Below are 18,134 nucleotides of genomic sequence, written 5' to 3' on the forward strand. Positions count from 1 at the left end.
CTTCCAGGGAACCCGATGTTGAAATCGCTGGCTTGCAGCCTGTTCGTTGCTTTGGCGTCAATCACCGGCGTGGTGGGCGCCACTGAACCTCCTGGCGGAGCCGGCTTTCGTCTGATTCAGCTTCCCGACCCTGTCACGCAGCAACCGATGCAGGCGGCAGTGTTCTATCCGGCAGCGCCCACGTCTGAAACCACCAGCATGGGGGCTGTCGTTGTGTCTGCCGTGAAGGATGCGGCGCCTAGGGGTGTGCGCCATCCTCTGGTGCTGCTCTCGCACGGCAATGGTGCCGGCCGGTTCAGTCACCACGATACCGCGACATTCCTCGCGCGCCATGGCTACGTGGTGGCCGCCATCGAGCATCCGGGCGACAATTTTCGCGACAGCAGCGGGGTCGGCACCGACCGGGTGCTGATGGGAAGAGCGCTGCAACTGTCCGCACTGCTGGATTTCCTGTTGCAGGCTCCGGCCTCTGCGGGCCTGATCGATTCCCGGCGGGTGGGCGTCGCGGGTTTTTCAGCGGGCGGTTATTCGGCCCTCTTGCTGATGGGCGCCAAACCGAAGTTCGAGCTGCTGGGTGCCTATTGCAAAGCCTTGCCGACAAGTGTTCTATGCGCCGGTGGCGCAAAGGTTTCCCTGTCGTCTCCCCCGCTGATCGCGAAGACCGACGACCGCATCCGCGCCGCGTTCGTCATGAGCCCGCCGGGAGCCTTCTTTGACCGCGAAAGCCTGTCGCAGGTCTCGAAGCCGGTGAATCTGTACGCGGCCGGCGCCGATTCCGTGCTGCCGGTCAAGGAGAACGCGATCAAGGTAAAGGAACTGCTCCCCTCATTGGCCCGATACACCGAGATCCCCATGGCAGACCACTTCGTGTTTCTCGCGCCGTGCACGGCGGAGATGCGCGGCGTCGCGCCCGCTCTGTGTACGGATCCGCAAGGCGTCAATCGAGCCGCTGTGCATGACAATGTGAACCGCGACGCATTGATGTTTTTTCAGGAGCAACTCCAGGCCGATGCGGGTTCTCCGAAGCGACTGTAGCCAATCCTATGCCCCATATCCTGTTGATCGATGACGACGAACACCTGGCTGCGCCGCTGGCCGCCTACTTTGCCCGTTTTGATTTTGTGCTGGAGAGCGCCCTGCGCCCTGGCGAAGGCCTGGCCAAGCTGCGCGCCGGTACTTACGACGCGGCCATCCTGGACGTCATGCTGCCGGAGATGGACGGCTTTGCGCTGTGCCGCGAGATCCGCAAGGAAAGCGACATCCCCATCGTGATGCTGACCGCCCGCGGCGACGTGATGGACCGCGTGGTCGGGCTGGAGCTCGGCGCCGACGACTACCTGCCCAAGCCTTTTGAGCCGCGCGAGCTGGTGGCGCGCCTGCAGACCATTTTGCGGCGCCAGCGCAGCGCACCGGTTGCGGCCACCCAGCGCCATGTGTTCCAGGGGCTGGTGGTCGACGTGGAAACGCGCGAGGTGCTGCGGCTGGGCGAAAAGGTCGAGCTGACCGGCACCGAGTTTGAATTGTTGGCCCTGCTGGCGGCCGAGCCCGGCAAGGTCTTTAACCGCGACGACATCCTCAACCGCCTGCGCGGCCATGAGGCCGAGCTGTATACGCGCGCCGTCGACATCGTGGTGAGCCGGCTGCGCAAAAAGCTGGAGCCGCTGGACTGCATCAAGACCTTGCGCAACGCGGGCTACGCGCTCGCGGCCGGCAAGGCGGGTGTGCCGTGAGGCGCTGGAAAACGCGCCGCGACAGGCGGGCCCGCGAACGCTCGCGCCCCGAGCGCTGGCGCCACCGCTGGAAGCATTCGCTGCGGCTGCGGCTGATCACCGTGTTCCTGCTACTGGCGCTGGCCATGGGCGCGGTGTTCATGAGCGGCATGCAGCGGGCGTTTTCAACGGGCTGGCGTGACGCGGCCAAACCGCTGATCAGCGACTACATGGACCGGCTGGTGGCCGACCTTGGTTCGCCGCCCGATGTGGGCCGCGCCCAGGCGCTGGCCGCACGGCTACCGATTTCCATCCGCATTGAAGGGCCGCAGGTTAACTGGCAGTCGCATCCCGACAGGCCCGACCGCAAGGTGTTCGACGCCCGCGCCAAAGACTGGCTGAGCCGCACCACAGCCGACGGCCACCGCGTGATTTTTGGTCCGGGCACTGCGCCCTGGCAGGCGGCGCCGCACGGAGTGTTTGGCTGGATCACCCTGGCGCTGCTGCTGGGCTTGCTCATAGGGGCATACGCCTATGTGCGGCGCCTGCTGCGCCCGCTGGACGACATCCGCGAAGGGGCCGAGCGCTTTGGCCGCGGCGAGTTCGCGACGCCGATTCCCCTGCGCCGCCGCGACGAACTCGGTGACCTGGCCGGGCGCATCAACACCATGGCGCACGACATCGAAGGCATGCTCAACGCCAAACGCGCCTTGCTGCTGGCGCTGAGCCATGAGCTGCGCTCCCCGCTGACACGCGCCCGGCTCAACGCCGAGTTGCTGCCCACCACGCCGCAAGGCAACGGTGCCGGCGAACGCGAACGCGAGGCGCTGCTGCGCGACCTGGGCGAGATGCGCGACCTGATCAGCGACTTGCTCGAAAGCGAGCGCCTGGCCAGCCCGCACGCCGCGCTGCAGCGCGAGCCGGTGGATCTGGCAGCGCTGGTGCGTGAGACCGCCGCCGAGGTGCCGGGTGCGTCGGAAGTGGTACTGGACCTGGCGACTGGCCTGGCGCCGCTGGCGCTGGACCGCATGCGCATGCGTGTGCTGGTGCGCAACCTGCTGGACAACGCGCTGCGTTACAGCAGCGGCGCTGCCAGGCCGCCGCAGGTGTCGCTGCAGTCGGCGGGCGGCGGCGTGATGCTGGAGGTGCGCGACTTTGGGCCGGGCGTGGACGCCGCGCAGCTGGCACATTTGACCGAGCCCTTTTACCGCACCGACGGCGCACGCCAGCGCGCAACGGGCGGCGTGGGCTTGGGCATGTATCTGTGCCGGCTGGTGGCCGAGGCGCATGGCGCCGAACTGCAGGTGCGCAATGCAGAGCCGGGGCTGGCCGTGTGCGTGCGGTGGCCTGCTATTGAATCAGGAGCTGCTCGCGCCCGTCCTTAAAGGGCTGCAGCCTTGTTTGGCCCTCGTTCCCAGCAGCGCGGCGCCGATGATCATCACCGCGGCCAGGGCGATGCTCCAGCTCAGCGCGCGGCCGCTTACCAACATCAGCAGGGCCGTTGAGCCCAGCGGTGTGAGGTAGCTGAGGATGCCGATCTGCTGCGCGTCGCCCAGCTTCAATGCTTTGTCCCAGAGAAAGAACGCCGCGCCCAGGGGCCCCACGCCCAGCACTGCCAGCAATAGCCAGTCTTGCGCCGACAGCGTGGCGGCAGGCTCCAGCGCCCAGTGGCATAGCAGTGAGAGCACGCCCGAGACCAGGCCGAAGAGGCCGATGGCCGCGGTAGGAAAGGCCGGCACGCGTTTGGTCAGCAGCGAATAGCTGGCCCAGATGAAGGCCGAGCCCAGCGCCGGCAGGTAACCCCATGACCAGCCTGCCGCGGAAGCGGCACCGCTGCCCCCCGCGCCCAGGATGGCAATGGCGGCGCCAGCAAATCCCAGCAGGCCCGCAGCCACATGCATGGCGCGGAGCTGCACGCCGCGAAGGAACAGCGGCGCCAGCACCACGATAAAAAGGGGCCAGAGGTAGTTCACCAGGTTGGCCTCGACCGCTGGTGCGTGGCGCAGCGCAATGAAAAGCAGGAAGTGGTAGCCGAAGAGGCCGTACACACCGAGCGCCAGCGTGGCGGCGGGAATCTTCCATTGCGTACGGTCACGCAGCACAAAAGGCAGGGCCAGCAGGCTGCCGGTCAGCAGTGCAACGCCGGTCAGCAGGAAAGGCGGGACGTGTTTGAGCGAGACCCCGAGCGAAGCGAGCAGGGTCCAGAGGGCGATGGCGCCCAGTGCATACAGATTGGCGGGCATGGCGGCAAGCATAGGGGGCTGCGCCCTGGGCGTCGTCGCAGAGCAACGCTCTGTTGTCGCGCAACGACGGTTCTGCTGCTGGCGGGGACGTGTCCTACGCGCAGGCCTACATCCGGTAACCAGCTTCACGCATCAGGCGCACCGCAGACACCGTGCCGGCACCGGCCCAGGTTGCAATGGCATGGCAGATTTCGCCGAAATCGCATGACACCGAAGGAGACCCCTCATGAAAAAACTTTCCATCCTTTTGCTGGCGCTGGCCGGCATGGCGGCCCTGTCGGGCTGCGTAGCCTATCCCGTGGCTTATGAGCGCGCGCCGCAATACCGTGTCGTGCCCGCCCCTGCGCCGGGCTATGGCCCTGGTTATCGAAGTGACCGTGACGGCGACGGTGTGCGCGACCGGTACGACCGCAGGCCGAACAATCCCTACCGTTATTGATGTGCCGCGCCGGCTTGGCGTGGCTGCCGCTTCAGCGCGGCCGTCAGGGCCGAGGGCGACTGGTAGCCGCAGTGCAGTGCGGTGTCGGCCACGCCCATGCCGCGGCTGCGCAACTGCACAGCCAGTGCCAGGCGTTGCCGGCGCAGCCACTGCATCACGCTGAGGCCGGTCTCGCGCCGGCAGCGCGCGGCGAATTGCGTTGGGCTTAAGAAAACCTGCGCAGCCAGCTGCGCGACGCTCAATGGTTCATGCAGGCGCTGCTGCGTCCACGTGGCCAGTTGGCCCCAGTGGATGGGACGGGCATAACGCGGGAGCTTTAATGCCGACGCAGGCTCCCAGGCTTCCAGCAGTAGCGCTGGCCCGTGGACTTGCGCAAGACTGCGCGGCTGCTGCAGCGCTTCGGCGAGGTAATTTCCCAGCGCCAGGGCTTGCCCGGTTTTGGCCGGGTCGGCTGCGCAGCGGGCCCAATCGGGTTGTGCGGTGTCCAGCACCAGGCAGCGGCTGCCGTCACGTGATTCGAAGTCATGACGGTCGCCGGGGGAGATCACGCAGCCCTGGCCGGCCGCAATGCGCCGCCCGCGTCCACCTACCTCCAGCTCCAGCACACCGCTCAGGCCCAGCAGCACCTGGAAGTGTTCATGCGCATGGCTGCCGTGCGACGCGCCGTAGTGGCGAAGCGACAGGGAGCCTTGCGGCAGGGTCATGGTGCGGGGATTAAAGAGCGGCGATGGCCGCGTCTGCCTTGTCGGCCACGCCAGCCGCGTGGGCCTGCTGGTCGGCGTGGTAGCTGCTGCGCACCATGGCGCCCACGGCCGCGTGCGTGAAGCCCATCTTGTAGGCTTCCTCTTCAAACATCTTGAAGGTGTCGGGGTGCACGTAGCGGCGCACCGGCAGGTGGCTGGTGGAGGGCGCGAGGTACTGGCCAATCGTGAGCATGTCGATGTTGTGCGCGCGCATGTCGCGCATGACCTGCAAAATTTCCTCGTCGGTTTCGCCCAGGCCGACCATGATGCCGCTCTTGGTCGGCACATCGGGGTGCAGGGCCTTGAACTTCTTGAGCAGGTTGAGGCTGAAGTTGTAGTCGCTGCCTGGGCGCGCTTCTTTGTAAAGGCGCGGCGCGGTTTCGAGGTTGTGGTTCATCACATCGGGCGGCGCGGCCTTGAGGATCTCAAGCGCGCGGTCGTCACGGCCGCGGAAGTCGGGCACCAGGATTTCAATGGTGGTAGCGGGCGAGAGTTCGCGGATCTTTTGAATGCATTCGACAAAGTGGCCGCTGCCGCCGTCGCGCAGATCGTCACGGTCCACGCTGGTGATCACCACGTATTTGAGCTTGAGCGCTGCGATGGTTTTGGCCAGGTTCAGCGGTTCGTTCACGTCCAGCGGGTCTGGCCGTCCGTGGCCCACATCGCAAAACGGGCAGCGGCGCGTGCACTTGTCACCCATGATCATGAAGGTGGCCRTGCCCTTGCCGAAGCATTCGCCGATGTTGGGGCAACTGGCTTCTTCGCACACTGTGTTGAGCTTGTTCTCGCGCAGGATCTGCTTGATCTCGTAGAAGCGCGTGGTGGGGCTGCCGGCCTTGACGCGAATCCAGTCGGGTTTTTTGAGCATTTCGCCCTGCACCACCTTGACGGGAATGCGCGACAGCTTGGCCGCGGCCTTTTGCTTGGCCAGCGGGTTGTAGTCTTCCTGGCTCTGGATATCGCGAACAACAGGATTGACGGTTTCTGGGGTGCTCATGGTGTATTTCTTTGAAGGAATGTGCTCAGGGCGCCAGGTAGGTGACGAGCTTGCGGCCCAGCACATCCGCAGCTTCCTGCCAGCTTGCCGATACCCCGATTGTAGAAAGGTCTGTGGTTTTGAGCCCCACATAGCCGCAGGGGTTGATCCGTGAGAAGGGTTCCAGGTCCATCGCCACGTTGAGCGCCACCCCGTGGTAGGTGCAATTGCGGCTGACTTTGATGCCCAAAGCGGCGATCTTCCCGAGGCCGCGGAAGGGGTCCACCGGGTTGACTGGACCCGTCAAGGCTGCGTGGGAGGCCGGGTCGTCCAGCCGCACATAAATGCCGGGCGAACCGGCCACCCGGTGCCCGGTGACGCCGAAATGCGACAGCGTCTTGATGACGGATTCCTCAATGCGGTAGACGTATTCCTTGACGTAATAGCCGGCGCGCTTCAAATCGATGAGCGGGTAGGCCACCACCTGGCCGGGGCCGTGGTAAGTGACCTGGCCGCCGCGGTTGGTCTGCACCACCGGGATGCTGCCGGGGTTCAGGACATGGTCGCTTTTGCCTGCCAGCCCCTGTGTGTAGACCGGGGGGTGCTCACAAATCCATAGCTGGTCGCGCTCGTCCTGATTGGGCTGCAGGCCGTTTTCGCTGGAAACCCCAACGTTACGTGTCGCCGTGAAGGTTTGCATGGCTTCGTAGGTGGGCAGGTAATCGACCCGGCCCAGCATGCGTGTTTCAGCTTGCATATGCGAATGCTTTGCGGGTACCCGAGGCCGGGTCGCGATTAAAGGACGACCTTGACCATCGGGTGGGTCGAAAGCGTGCGGTAGAGCTCGTCGAGCTGTTCGCGGCTGGTGGCGGTGACGGTGATGGTGACACCCAGGTACTTGCCGCCCTTGCTTTCGCGCAACTCGATGGTGGAGGCGTCGAAGGCCGGGTCGAACTGGTGCGCAATGGAAGTAATGGCCGCGACCATGCCGTCGACCTTTTCACCCATCACCTTGATCGGAAACTGCGAGGGGTACTCAATCAGTGATTCCTGGCGCGATGGCTCCGTGCCGGGCACGCCGATGATTTTGGGGATGTTGGGGGAAGTCGTCATGGCAAAGGTCCTTTCAGGCCGTTTTGGCACGCTGGTATTCAGCGTACAGCTTTTTGTAGATGGGGCCGGGTTGGCCTTTTTCCACGCCTTGGCCTACCGGCTGGCCGTCCAGCAGGGTGACCGGCAGCACCTCCTTGGTGGCGGACGACAGCAAAATTTCATCGGCGGCCAGCACTTCGGCGCGGGTGATGCGGCGCAGCTCAAAAGGAATGCCCGCCGCGCGGCACATTTCTTCGATCAGGCCGAAGCGTATGCCTTCGAGCACCAGGTTGTCCTTGGGCGGACCCGAAACCTTGCCGTCTTTGGCGATCCAGACGTTGCTGGAAGCAGCTTCGCTCAGGTAGTCGCCGCGGAACATCACGGTCTCGACCGCGCCGGCGTCAACGCTGATCTGGCGTGAAAACACCGCGCCCAGCAGGCTGGTGCTTTTGATGTGGGCCTTTTCCCAGCGGAAGTCGTCGGCGGTGACGCAGGCCACGCCTTTTTCGCGTGCCGCATCGGAGGGCAGCTTCATCGGGTTGCACATGACAAAGACGGTGGGCGTCAGGCCCGGCAGCATGGGATGGTCGCGCATGGCCACACCGCGGGTGACCTGGATGTAGACGAGTTGATTGCCTTTTTCGGCTGCGGCGCCCGTGGATTGTGCGCAAGCAGCTATTAATTTGAGAGCAATCTCCAGCCATTGGGCGCGTGTGAGCGGGTTGGTGATGCGCAGTTCGGTGAGGCTGCGTTCCAGCCGCGCCATGTGCTGTTCGAAGCGAAACGGCTTGCCTGCGTAGGCCGGCACCACTTCATAGATGCCGTCGCCGAAGATGAACCCGCGGTCCATCACGCTGATTTTGGCGTCCTTGAGCGGCGTGAATTCGCCGTTGAGGTAGCAGGGGGTGTCGGGAAGGGAACTGGCAAGAGGCGTTGTCATGATGGGGCTGGAAAGAAATGAAAATTGCTGCGTCGCAAAAGGCAGGCTGGTACCGGATTGTCTAACGTCTGGCCGTTTGCCGGCGGTGGCGTTTGAACCAGATGCGGATGCGCCAGGCCAGCTTGACGAGGAAGTAGGCACTGACCGAACCCACAACGGCGAAGATCCCCATGCCCAGGATGGCCGGCCCGCCAAAAGAGGCCATCCAGGCGACCACCCCCGCGCTTTCGGAAATGGACACCGGCGGCGGCGCATCAAGAACCAGCCCGCCCACCTGGTAGGCCAGCCAGAGCCAGAAGCCCACCGTGAACGGGTTGGTGATAAAGGTGATGCCGGCGGCTACCGGGATGTTGGCGCGCCACCAGACGCTGTGGGCGGCGGCCGCCACGGTTTGCGCAAACGGAAGGGCGAAAGCCCAGAAGATGCCGATGGCGGCGCCGCGTGCCACGGCCTCGTGCTGCAGGCGCCACAGCTGTGGGTCCAGCAGGCGATGCGCGACCGGCCTGAGCCAGGGGTTGGACGCCAGCACTTCGCGGCTCGGTATGGATGCCTTGAGGCGGTCCGTCCAGTGCGCCTTGCCGGGCTCGCGTTTCTTGCGGCGTGCCTTCATGGCGCAGGCCTGGGGGGTAAAAAGCGGGTTTCGCCGACGGCCATGACGCTGAAGTCTTCGTCTTTCAGGCCTTTGGCCGTGCGGGCGGCCGCCAGGTCTTGCGGCGGCTGGTCGAGCGGCTCGTCGGTCAGCTCGAACGTACCCCAGTGCACGCCCACGCTGCGTTTGGCGCCCAGGTCTTGATGAATCTGCACCGCTTCGGCCGGGTTCACGTGCTGGCCGGACATGAACCAGCGCGGCTCGTAGGCGCCCACGGCAATGAGGGCGAGGTCAAAGCCGCCGCGCTGGCCGGCGGCCTGGCGGCTGGCAAAGCGCGCGCGGGTGTCCAGAAAGTCTTTGGAATACCCGGTGTCGCCGCTGAAATACCAATGCAGGTCTGGCGCGAATACAGCGTAACCGCCCCACAGCGTCTGGCTGCGGTCGCCAAAGCTGCGCGCCGACCAGTGCTGCACCGGCGTGAAGTTGAACTCCACGCCGCGGTAAACATGGCTGTCCCACCAGTCCATTTCGACGACATGCGTGATGCCGCGGCTGGCAAACCAGGACTTGACGCCCAGCGGCACCAGGAACAGGGCGGGGCGGCCGGCGGCTGCGGAGCGCGCGGCGATGGCTTGCACGGAGTCGGTGTCGAGGTGGTCGTAGTGGTTGTGCGAAATCACCACCACGTCAATGGGCGGCAAATCGGCCAATGCGACGCCGGGCGGCTGCGCGCGCGAAGGGCCGGCGAACTGCACCGGGCTGGCCCGCTGCGAAAACACCGGATCGGTCAATACATTGAGCCCGCCGGCCTGTACCAGCATGGTGGCGTGGCCCACCCAGGTGATGGCGGGACGCGCGGCGGCCGCACCGGATGCCGCATGCGCTGAGGCGTAGGCCTGGATGGCTTTCAGGTCGGGCGCTTGTTGCGGGATGGGTGCCGCGGGGGGCCTGGGCAGGCCTTGCTGGCGCTTTTCCCATTGCCAGCGCATCAGCGCGCCAAAGCCCTGGGTGACCGAGGCGGTGTAGTTGTTCGTGAAGCCCTCGCGGGTGTGGTGGGGCTTGGCGGGATCGTAATAAGGGTTCACGGACGAACAGCCTCCCAGGAACAGCAGGCTTGCACCCGCAAGGCTTGCGCGCAGGGTTGCGGCACGGTCACCCAAGGCTTCACGCCAGGAAGAGGACAGCTGCAATGGCCACTGCACCCAGGGCAAGGTTGGCCAGCGCCAGCGTGGCGATCTGCCCKACGCGGCGGCCACCTTCAGGCCAGTCCGAGGCGAGGACGGCGAGCTTGAGCTGGCGAAAAGGGCCGAAATACAAGTGGCCGAACAGTGCGAACATCAAAAGTCCGATGCCGAACATCACATGCCAGCCGATGGGCGCGTTTTTCATGCCGACCGCCAGCAGCATGGCCAGGCCTGTGAGCAGGAGGATGGCGATGGAAACCCACACGCCTATAAAGAAGCGCGTCAGGACCTGCACGATCAGCGGCAGGCGTTGCGGCGGCGCAAGCTGGCCCGTTGCCAAGGCCGGCCGCAAGGCAAACAGCATGAAAGCCGCGCCGCCCAGCCAGGCGACGGCGGCGGCAATGTGCAGAAATTTCATCAGGGCGTGCATGGCTTCTTTCGGTGGGGATGTTGCATCGCGGGCGCCCCGTTGCCGGGCTGCCTTTCAGCGGTGATTGTGAACCACCCCTCTGCGATCAAGACTGAAAACCGCCGATCACCCCTAATCCGGATCCAAACCCCGGGATTTTGCGGAGGCTCGGGGGTTTCTACGTATAATCAAGGGCTTTGCTAATAACGGCCCCTGTAACTTTCCCGTAATTTGTGATGACCAAAATGGGAAATTCTGCGCATTCAGCGGTGACCCGGGGAAGCCCGGCTGTTACAGATGAGCTTGAGGCGCAGGATGAAAGTTTCAAGACCCTGACCCGCGAAGAAGCCCAAAAGCTTCGTGAAGCGAGTCCGCAGGTGTCGCCCTGGTCGGTATTGGCGGGGCAGCTGGGTGCCGGAATTGTGGTGGCGTGTGCCGCCTGGGCCCTGACGGGACAGCAATCGGTGGGGTGGTCGGCGTTCTATGGGGCGTTGGCGGTGGTGATTCCGGCGGCGCTGTTTGCGCGCGGTTTGACCGGCAAAGTTTGGTCGATGAACCCCGGCACTGCGGTGATGGGGTTCTTCTTGTGGGAAATGGTCAAGATCGCCTTGACGGTGGCAATGCTTTTTGCTGCTCCAAGGATGGTTTCGATGCTGAGTTGGCCGGCAATGCTGGTTGGCCTGGTGGTGACAATGAAAGTGTCCTGGCTCGCGTTAATGTTCGCGGTCAGGCGCAATAAACTTTGAGGCGAGCAATAAATGGCTGCTGAGAATGCTGCTGGACATGGTGGTCAGACCGCTGGTGAATACATCGTTCACCACTTGACGCATTGGCGTAACAAAGAGCTGGTTGGCCCGTTTGACCTGACCGTTATCAACATCGACTCGACGATTTTCAGCATCTTGCTGGGCGTGATCGGCTGCTTCCTGCTCTGGAAAGCCGCACGCAAAGCCACTTCCGGCGTTCCCGGCCGCTTCCAGGCTGCCGTCGAAATCCTGGTCGAAATGGTCGACGCGCAAGCCAAGGGTATCGTGCACAACGCCGAAAGCCGCAAGCTGGTGGCTCCCCTGGCCCTGACGGTGTTTGTCTGGATTTTCCTGCTCAACGCCATGGACTTGCTGCCGGTCGATTTGCTGCCCGCGATCTGGGCCGCTGTTTACGGTGCTGCCGGGCATGATCCTCACCACGCTTTCATGCGCTCCGTGCCGACCGCTGACTTGTCGGTCACCATGGGCCTGTCGCTCGGCGTGCTGATTACCTGCCTCGTTTACAACGTCAAGATCAAGGGTGCCGGCGGCTGGGTCCACGAGCTGTTCACGGCGCCTTTCGGCAACCACTGGGCCCTGTACCCTTTCAACTTCCTCATGCAGATGATTGAGTTTGTCGCCAAGACCGTTTCGCACGGCATGCGACTGTTCGGCAATATGTATGCCGGCGAACTGATTTTCCTGCTGATCGCCCTGATGGGTGGCGCTTTTGCCTCCGTCTCGCTGGGCACCGGCATTGCGCTGGCCATCGGCCACATCATCGCAGGCTCGGCCTGGGCGATTTTCCACATCCTGATCATTACGCTGCAGGCGTTCGTGTTCATGATGCTGACCCTGGTGTACATCGGCCAGGCGCACGATCACCACTAATCAGTTGTCCCGTTTCGTTTTTGTTTTTCTCTCGTAACCAAGTCCTAAGGAGTCATCATGGAAGTTATTAGTTTTGTCGCTCTGGCCGCCGGCCTCATCATCGGTCTCGGCGCTGTCGGTGCCTGTATCGGTATCGGCATCATGGGCAGCAAATACCTCGAAGCAGCTGCACGCCAGCCTGAGCTGATGGGCGAACTGCAGACCAAGATGTTCCTGCTGGCTGGCCTGATTGACGCGGCTTTCATTATCGGTACGGGTATTGCGCTGTGGTTCGCTACTGCCAACCCGTTCCTGGCGCAAATCGCCAACCTGCCTAAGTAAGCAATCATCAAAGTCCCAAGAATGTCATTCCTTCGGGTCGGCCTCTGGCTGGGCCCCAAGGGAAAGGATGTGCAGTGAGCATTACCGGTACCCTAATTGTCCAGATGATCGTGTTCCTGATTTTGGTCGGGTTCACGATGAAGTTTGTATGGCCACCCATCGCGGCGGCCCTGGACGCGCGTGCGCAAAAAATCGCTGACGGCCTTGCTGCTGCCGATAAAGCCAAGTCTGAACTCTCCGTCGCCAACAAGCGCGTGGAAGAAGAGCTGGCCAAGTCGCGCAATGAAGCTGCCGTGCGCCTGGCTGAAGCCGAGCGCAGGGGCCAGGCCCTGGTGGAAGAAGCCAAGGCCCGGGCAACCGAAGAAGGCAGCAAGATCATTGCCGCCGCCAAGGCCGAAGCCGAGCAGCAAACCGTCAAGGCGCGCGAAACCCTGCGTGAGCAGGTTGCCGCGCTGGCCGTCAAGGGCGCCGAGCAGATTCTGCGCAAGGAAGTCAATGCCAGCGTGCATGCCGACTTGCTGGGCCGCCTGAAGACCGAACTCTAAGCGAGCATCAATATGGCCGAACTAGCCACCATTGCCCGTCCTTACGCCGAGGCCCTGTTCAAGGCCTCTGGCTCCGACCTGGGCGGCACCGCCGCCTGGCTCGATGAGCTGGCCGCCATTGCTGCCAATGCGCAGCTGCAGCAGTTTGCCGGCAACCCCGGCGTGACTTCGGCACAGGCGTTCGACGTGATTTCAGGCGTTGCCAAAACGAAGCTGCCGGATTCTGCGAAGAACTTCCTGCGCACAGTGATCGAGAACGGCCGCCTGAGCGTCCTGCCGGAAATCGCAGCGCAGTTTCGCACCCTGAAAAATGCGCAAAGTGGTTCGTCCGATGCGACCGTCTACAGCGCGTTTGCGCTCGACGGTGCAGCGCTGGCCGATCTGTCGGCAACGCTGGAAAAGCGCTTTGGCAAGAAGCTCAACCTTCAGGTTGAGCTGCAGCCGGCCCTGATCGGGGGCGTACGAGTCGTGGTGGGTGACGAGGTGCTGGACACCTCGGTAAAAGCCCGTTTAGAGCAAATGAAAGCGGCGCTGGTTTCCTGAGCTGGTGCCCAGGCGCCATTGCAGGTTATTAGCCAACAACATACTGAAAGAAGGAAAGAGTCATGCAACTCAATCCCGCAGAAATTTCTGAACTGATCAAGAGCCGTATCGAGGGCCTGGCCGGAAGCAGCGACATTCGCAACCAGGGCACCGTGGTGTCCGTGACCGACGGTATCGTCCGTATCCACGGCCTGTCCGATGTGATGCAGGGCGAAATGCTGGAATTCCCTGCAACCGCCGACGGCACCCCCACCTACGGCCTGGCGCTGAATCTTGAGCGCGACTCCGTCGGCTCCGTGATTCTGGGCGAGTACGAGCACATCGCCGAAGGCGACACCGTGAAGTGCACGGGCCGCATTCTGGAAGTGCCTGTCGGTCCTGAGCTGCTTGGCCGCGTGGTTAACGCGCTGGGTCAGCCGATTGACGGCAAAGGCCCGATCAACGCCAAGATGACCGACGTGATCGAAAAGGTCGCACCCGGCGTGATCGCCCGTAAATCCGTTGACCAGCCCCTGCAGACCGGCCTGAAGTCCATCGACTCCATGGTGCCCGTCGGCCGCGGCCAGCGCGAACTGATCATTGGCGACCGTCAGACCGGCAAAACCGCCGTGGCCATCGACGCCATCATCAACCAAAAAGGCAAGGGCGTTTCCTGCGTCTACGTCGCGATCGGCCAGAAGGCTTCGTCGATCAAGAACGTGGTGCGCGCACTGGAACAAGCCGGCGCGATGGAATACACCATCGTTGTGGCCGCTGCCGCTTCCGAGTCCGCCGCCATGCAATACGTGAGCGCCTACTCCGGTTGCACGATGGGCGAATACTTCCGCGACCGCGGGGAAGATGCTCTGATCGTGTATGACGATCTGTCCAAGCAGGCCGTGGCTTACCGCCAGGTCTCGTTGCTGCTGCGCCGTCCACCAGGACGCGAAGCTTACCCTGGCGACGTGTTCTATCTGCACAGCCGTCTGCTTGAGCGTGCAGCTCGCGTGAACGAGAAGTACGTTGAAGACTTCACCAAGGGCGCCGTCAAGGGCAAGACCGGTTCGCTGACCGCGCTGCCGATCATTGAAACGCAAGCTGGTGACGTGTCCGCTTTCGTTCCAACCAACGTGATCTCGATCACCGACGGCCAGATCTTCCTGGAAACCAGCCTGTTCAATGCCGGTATTCGTCCCGCTATTAACGCCGGTATCTCGGTGTCCCGCGTCGGTGGCGCTGCCCAGACCAAGCTGATCAAGAACCTCTCCGGCGGTATCCGTACCGACCTGGCCCAGTACCGTGAACTGGCGGCCTTCGCGCAGTTCGCTTCTGACCTGGACGAAGCGACCCGCAAGCAGCTGGACCGCGGTGCCCGCGTGACCGAACTGCTCAAGCAGGCCCAGTACTCGCCTTTGTCCATCTCCAACATGGGTGCCACGCTGTTCGCCGTGAACAAGGGTTTCATGGACGACGTGGAAGTCAAGAAGGTCCTGGCTTTCGAACACGGCCTGCATGCCTTCCTGAAGGACAAGAACGCGGCCCTGATGGCCAAGCTCGAAGCCAACAAGGCCATGGACAAGGATGCTGAGGCGGAACTGAACGCGGCTGTGACCGAGTTCAAGAAGTCGTTTGCCTGATCTCGCCTGACGCATCGTCAAGCAAGTAATTAAGCAACCCTCAGGAACCCCTTAGGAATCCATATGGCAGCAGGCAAGGAAATACGCGGCAAGATCAAGTCGGTGGAAAACACCAAAAAGATCACCAAGGCCATGGAGATGGTGGCCGCCTCCAAGATGCGCAAGGCGCAGGAGCGGATGCGCGCTGCCCGTCCTTACAGCGACAAGATCCGTAACATCACGGCCAACCTGAGTCAGGCCAACCCCGAATACACCCACGCGTTCATGGAGTCCAACGACGCCAAGGCCACCGGGTTTATCGTGGTGACGACTGACAAAGGCTTGTGCGGCGGCATGAATACCAACGTGCTGCGCGCCGTGACCGGCAAGCTCAAGGAAGTGCAGGCTGCAGGCCATGATGCGAAGGCAGTAGCGATCGGCAACAAGGGCCTCGGCTTTTTGAACCGGGTCGGCGCCAAGGTGGTGTCGCATGCAACGCAACTGGGCGACAAGCCGCATCTGGAAAAGCTGATCGGCCCCGTGAAGGTTCTGCTCGACGCGTATAGCGAAGGCAAGATCAACGCGGTGTACCTGTGCTACACCAAGTTCATCAACACCATGCGCCAGGAGCCTGTGGTCGAGCAATTGCTGCCTTTGACGGCCGCGCACCTGCAGGCTGACAAAGACCAGCACGGCTGGGACTACATCTATGAGCCCGACGCGCAGACCGTGATCGACGACCTGTTGATTCGCTATGTGGAAGCACTGGTTTATCAGGCGGTTGCCGAAAACATGGCGTCCGAGCAGTCTGCCCGCATGGTGGCCATGAAGGCCGCGACGGACAACGCCGGCAGCGTGATTGGCGAACTCAAGCTGGTTTACAACAAAACGCGTCAAKCGGCGATCACGAAAGAACTTTCGGAAATCGTTGCCGGTGCCGCAGCGGTCTAACCGCGATTCAAGATTTAAAGAAYGGAAAAGGATCCAGTCATGGCTCAAGCTCAAGGCAAGATTGTTCAGTGTATCGGCGCTGTGGTTGACGTGGAATTTGCGCGCGACCAGATGCCAAAAATTTACGACGCGCTCAAGATGGAAGGCTCCGCGCTGACCCTTGAAGTGCAGCAGCAGCTGGGTGACGGCATTGTGCGCACCATCGCACTGGGCACGTCCGACGGCCTGCGCCGCGGCAACGTCGTGTACAACACCGGCGCCAACATCACGGTTCCCGTGGGCAAGGCCACGCTGGGCCGCATCATGGACGTGCTGGGTGCACCCATCGACGAACGTGGTCCTGTCGATCAGACCCTGACCGCACCGATTCACCGCAAGGCGCCTGCCTACGACGAACTGTCGCCATCGCAGGAACTGCTGGAAACCGGCATCAAGGTGATTGACCTGGTTTGCCCGTTCGCCAAGGGCGGCAAAGTGGGCCTGTTCGGCGGCGCCGGCGTCGGCAAGACCGTGAACATGATGGAACTCATCAACAACATCGCCAAGGCGCACTCGGGCTTGTCCGTGTTTGCCGGTGTGGGTGAACGTACGCGCGAAGGCAACGACTTTTATCACGAGATGGCCGACTCCGGCGTTGTGAATCTCGAGAACCTCGGCGAATCCAAAGTGGCCATGGTCTACGGCCAGATGAACGAGCCCCCAGGAAACCGTCTGCGCGTGGCGCTGACCGGCCTGACCATCGCCGAGTCCTTCCGTGACGAAGGCCGTGACGTGCTGTTCTTCGTGGACAACATTTACCGCTACACGCTGGCCGGTACCGAGGTGTCCGCGCTGCTGGGCCGTATGCCTTCCGCTGTGGGCTACCAGCCTACGCTGGCCGAAGAAATGGGCCGCCTGCAAGAGCGTATTACCTCCACCAAGGTCGGCTCCATCACTTCCATCCAGGCCGTTTACGTTCCTGCCGATGACTTGACCGACCCGTCGCCTGCCACGACCTTTGCCCACCTGGACTCCACCGTGGTGCTTTCGCGTGACATCGCTTCGCTGGGTATCTACCCTGCGGTTGACCCGCTCGACTCGACCAGCCGTCAGCTCGACCCTAACGTTGTGGGCGAAGACCACTACGCCACGGCCCGCGCCGTGCAAGGTACGCTGCAGCGCTACAAGGAACTGCGCGACATTATCGCGATTCTGGGTATGGACGAACTGGCCCCTGAAGACAAGCTGGCTGTGGCCCGCGCCCGCAAGATCCAGCGTTTCCTGTCGCAGCCTTTCCACGTTGCTGAAGTGTTCACCGGCTCCCCCGGCAAGTACGTCAGCCTGGCTGAAACCATTCGCGGCTTCAAGATGATTGTGGCTGGCGAGTGCGATCACCTGCCAGAACAGGCGTTCTACATGGTCGGCACAATCGACGAAGCTTTCGAAAAGGCGAAGAAGGTCTGATAAAGCGGCGCATTTGGGCGATCCGCGTTGTTGCTGTGCTCAATGTGCATTTGCACATTTCCGCGCAGCGCCTAGCGGCTCATCCCAACTGCTTGCTTTCTCCAAACTTTTCAATGTAAGGAACGCTTATGTCAACAACCATCCACGTCGACGTCGTCTCTGCAGAAGAGTCCATCTTCTCGGGTGAAGCGCGCTTTGTGGCTTTGCCTGGCGAGGCCGGCGAGCTGGGCATTTACCCGCGCCACACGCCGCTGATCACCCGTATCAAGCCGGGCGCCGTGCGTATCGAAAAGGCCGATGGCAGCGAAGAATTTGTGTTCGTGGCCGGTGGCCTGCTTGAAGTACAGCCCAACTGTGTGACAGTCTTGAGCGACACGGCCATTCGCGGCAAGGACCTGGACGAGACCAAGGCCAGCGAAGCCAAGGCTGCCGCTGAAGAAGCCCTGAAGAATGCGAAAAGCGACATCGACATCGCCATGGCCCAGTCCGAGCTGGCCGTCATGGCCGCGCAGATTGCCGCCTTGCGCAAATATCGCCAGAAAAAATAAGAACTCACGGTGGCTTCGGCCACCCGCTGCAGCCGTCATCGGTCRCATCAAGCCCCTGCCGCAAGCCAGGGGCTTTCTTATTGGCGGGTTCGCGCAGGACCGCATGTTGTAGCCGGAGCGCAATCCAGCGCGCCATCTCCCGGCAATGTAAGCCCTTGCTGACAGCACAAACACCTTTAGCCGTTCAGCAAGAGAATAGGGCCCAGTACTAGGATAGAAGCTTCATG

General features: G+C 62.7%; 22 protein-coding genes. 13 read left to right on the forward strand and 9 right to left on the reverse strand.

Going from position 1 to position 18,134, the window contains the following annotated elements; genetic code table 11:
* The 3 genes from AC1D0Z_RS04490 to AC1D0Z_RS04500 form a co-directional block, all read left to right on the forward strand.
* A partial coding sequence (locus AC1D0Z_RS04490) for an alpha/beta hydrolase family protein (RefSeq protein ID WP_477657049.1) occupies nt 1-1,035 on the forward strand: 1,035 nt, incomplete at its 5' end.
* Between the two features lie 8 nt (nt 1,036-1,043).
* Complete coding sequence (locus tag AC1D0Z_RS04495) at nt 1,044-1,730, forward strand: response regulator transcription factor (RefSeq protein ID WP_477657050.1); 687 nt, start codon at nt 1,044-1,046, stop codon at nt 1,728-1,730.
* On the forward strand, nt 1,727-3,094 hold the full coding sequence (locus AC1D0Z_RS04500) for a sensor histidine kinase (protein WP_477657051.1): 1,368 nt from the start codon (nt 1,727-1,729) through the stop codon (nt 3,092-3,094). Before AC1D0Z_RS04495 ends, AC1D0Z_RS04500 begins: the two co-directional genes overlap by 4 nt.
* Here the strand turns inward: AC1D0Z_RS04500 and AC1D0Z_RS04505 are convergent.
* The gene (locus AC1D0Z_RS04505) at nt 3,068-3,952 is read right to left on the reverse strand and encodes a DMT family transporter (protein ID WP_477657052.1); all 885 of its coding nucleotides are present in this window, start codon (nt 3,950-3,952) and stop codon (nt 3,068-3,070) included. The two genes, AC1D0Z_RS04500 and AC1D0Z_RS04505, sit on opposite strands and share 27 nt — an antisense overlap.
* A 226-nt stretch (nt 3,953-4,178) precedes the next feature.
* On the opposite strand from AC1D0Z_RS04505, the gene AC1D0Z_RS04510 reads away from it, so the two are divergent.
* Nucleotides 4,179-4,391, forward strand: a complete 213-nt coding sequence (locus tag AC1D0Z_RS04510; RefSeq protein ID WP_477657053.1) for a hypothetical protein — start codon at nt 4,179-4,181, stop codon at nt 4,389-4,391.
* On the opposite strand, the gene AC1D0Z_RS04515 is transcribed toward AC1D0Z_RS04510, so the two are convergent.
* The 8 genes from AC1D0Z_RS04515 to AC1D0Z_RS04550 all read right to left on the reverse strand — a co-directional run bounded on the left by AC1D0Z_RS04515 (nt 4,385) and on the right by AC1D0Z_RS04550 (nt 10,333).
* Nucleotides 4,385-5,095, reverse strand: coding sequence for a helix-turn-helix domain-containing protein (locus AC1D0Z_RS04515; protein ID WP_477657054.1), 711 nt, complete (start codon nt 5,093-5,095; stop codon nt 4,385-4,387). The genes AC1D0Z_RS04510 and AC1D0Z_RS04515 overlap by 7 nt on opposite strands.
* A gap of 10 nt (nt 5,096-5,105) precedes the next feature.
* The gene (gene lipA, locus AC1D0Z_RS04520; RefSeq protein ID WP_477657055.1) at nt 5,106-6,131 is read right to left on the reverse strand and encodes a lipoyl synthase; all 1,026 of its coding nucleotides are present in this window, start codon (nt 6,129-6,131) and stop codon (nt 5,106-5,108) included.
* A gap of 25 nt (nt 6,132-6,156) precedes the next feature.
* Nucleotides 6,157-6,867, reverse strand: a complete 711-nt coding sequence (gene lipB / locus AC1D0Z_RS04525) for a lipoyl(octanoyl) transferase LipB (RefSeq protein ID WP_477657056.1) — start codon at nt 6,865-6,867, stop codon at nt 6,157-6,159.
* 38 nt (nt 6,868-6,905) lie between these two features.
* Complete coding sequence (locus tag AC1D0Z_RS04530) at nt 6,906-7,223, reverse strand: HP0495 family protein (protein ID WP_477648275.1); 318 nt, start codon at nt 7,221-7,223, stop codon at nt 6,906-6,908.
* Between the two features lie 13 nt (nt 7,224-7,236).
* The gene (locus AC1D0Z_RS04535; protein WP_477657057.1) at nt 7,237-8,142 is read right to left on the reverse strand and encodes a D-amino acid aminotransferase; all 906 of its coding nucleotides are present in this window, start codon (nt 8,140-8,142) and stop codon (nt 7,237-7,239) included.
* Between the two features lie 61 nt (nt 8,143-8,203).
* Nucleotides 8,204-8,752, reverse strand: a complete 549-nt coding sequence (locus tag AC1D0Z_RS04540) for a DUF2062 domain-containing protein (protein WP_477657058.1) — start codon at nt 8,750-8,752, stop codon at nt 8,204-8,206.
* Nucleotides 8,749-9,891, reverse strand: coding sequence for an MBL fold metallo-hydrolase (locus tag AC1D0Z_RS04545; protein ID WP_477657059.1), 1,143 nt, complete (start codon nt 9,889-9,891; stop codon nt 8,749-8,751). The genes AC1D0Z_RS04540 and AC1D0Z_RS04545 overlap by 4 nt, the downstream gene beginning before the upstream one ends.
* 4 nt (nt 9,892-9,895) lie before the next feature.
* Nucleotides 9,896-10,333 carry a CopD family protein gene (locus AC1D0Z_RS04550; RefSeq protein WP_477657060.1) on the reverse strand — a complete coding sequence of 146 codons (438 nt, stop codon included), beginning with the start codon at nt 10,331-10,333 and terminating at the stop codon, nt 9,896-9,898.
* A 236-nt stretch (nt 10,334-10,569) separates the two neighbouring features.
* On the opposite strand from AC1D0Z_RS04550, the gene AC1D0Z_RS04555 reads away from it, so the two are divergent.
* The 9 genes from AC1D0Z_RS04555 (at nt 10,570) to AC1D0Z_RS04595 (ending at nt 17,907) form a co-directional block, all read left to right on the forward strand.
* Nucleotides 10,570-11,070: an ATP synthase subunit I gene (locus AC1D0Z_RS04555; protein WP_477657095.1), complete on the forward strand. Its 501-nt coding sequence runs from the start codon at nt 10,570-10,572 to the stop codon at nt 11,068-11,070.
* 12 nt (nt 11,071-11,082) lie between these two features.
* Complete coding sequence (atpB, locus tag AC1D0Z_RS04560; protein WP_477657061.1) at nt 11,083-11,961, forward strand: F0F1 ATP synthase subunit A; 879 nt, start codon at nt 11,083-11,085, stop codon at nt 11,959-11,961.
* 57 nt (nt 11,962-12,018) lie between these two features.
* Entirely contained in the window at nt 12,019-12,282 is a 264-nt protein-coding gene (gene atpE / locus AC1D0Z_RS04565; protein WP_007868969.1) for a F0F1 ATP synthase subunit C, read from the forward strand.
* A 74-nt stretch (nt 12,283-12,356) separates the two neighbouring features.
* Entirely contained in the window at nt 12,357-12,827 is a 471-nt protein-coding gene (locus AC1D0Z_RS04570) for a F0F1 ATP synthase subunit B (RefSeq protein WP_092130341.1), read from the forward strand.
* A gap of 12 nt (nt 12,828-12,839) precedes the next feature.
* Nucleotides 12,840-13,370 carry a F0F1 ATP synthase subunit delta gene (locus AC1D0Z_RS04575; RefSeq protein ID WP_477657062.1) on the forward strand — a complete coding sequence of 177 codons (531 nt, stop codon included), beginning with the start codon at nt 12,840-12,842 and terminating at the stop codon, nt 13,368-13,370.
* 62 nt (nt 13,371-13,432) lie between these two features.
* Nucleotides 13,433-14,986 carry a F0F1 ATP synthase subunit alpha gene (atpA, locus tag AC1D0Z_RS04580; protein WP_122954420.1) on the forward strand — a complete coding sequence of 518 codons (1,554 nt, stop codon included), beginning with the start codon at nt 13,433-13,435 and terminating at the stop codon, nt 14,984-14,986.
* Between the two features lie 63 nt (nt 14,987-15,049).
* Nucleotides 15,050-15,916, forward strand: a complete 867-nt coding sequence (gene atpG, locus AC1D0Z_RS04585; protein WP_477657063.1) for a F0F1 ATP synthase subunit gamma — start codon at nt 15,050-15,052, stop codon at nt 15,914-15,916.
* Between the two features lie 39 nt (nt 15,917-15,955).
* The gene (gene atpD / locus AC1D0Z_RS04590; RefSeq protein ID WP_305638331.1) at nt 15,956-17,359 is read left to right on the forward strand and encodes a F0F1 ATP synthase subunit beta; all 1,404 of its coding nucleotides are present in this window, start codon (nt 15,956-15,958) and stop codon (nt 17,357-17,359) included.
* Between the two features lie 128 nt (nt 17,360-17,487).
* Complete coding sequence (locus tag AC1D0Z_RS04595; RefSeq protein ID WP_092130336.1) at nt 17,488-17,907, forward strand: F0F1 ATP synthase subunit epsilon; 420 nt, start codon at nt 17,488-17,490, stop codon at nt 17,905-17,907.
* The last annotated feature ends 227 nt before the right edge of the window (nt 17,908-18,134 follow it).

Source organism: Polaromonas sp. P1_E3 (genome assembly GCF_056405935.1).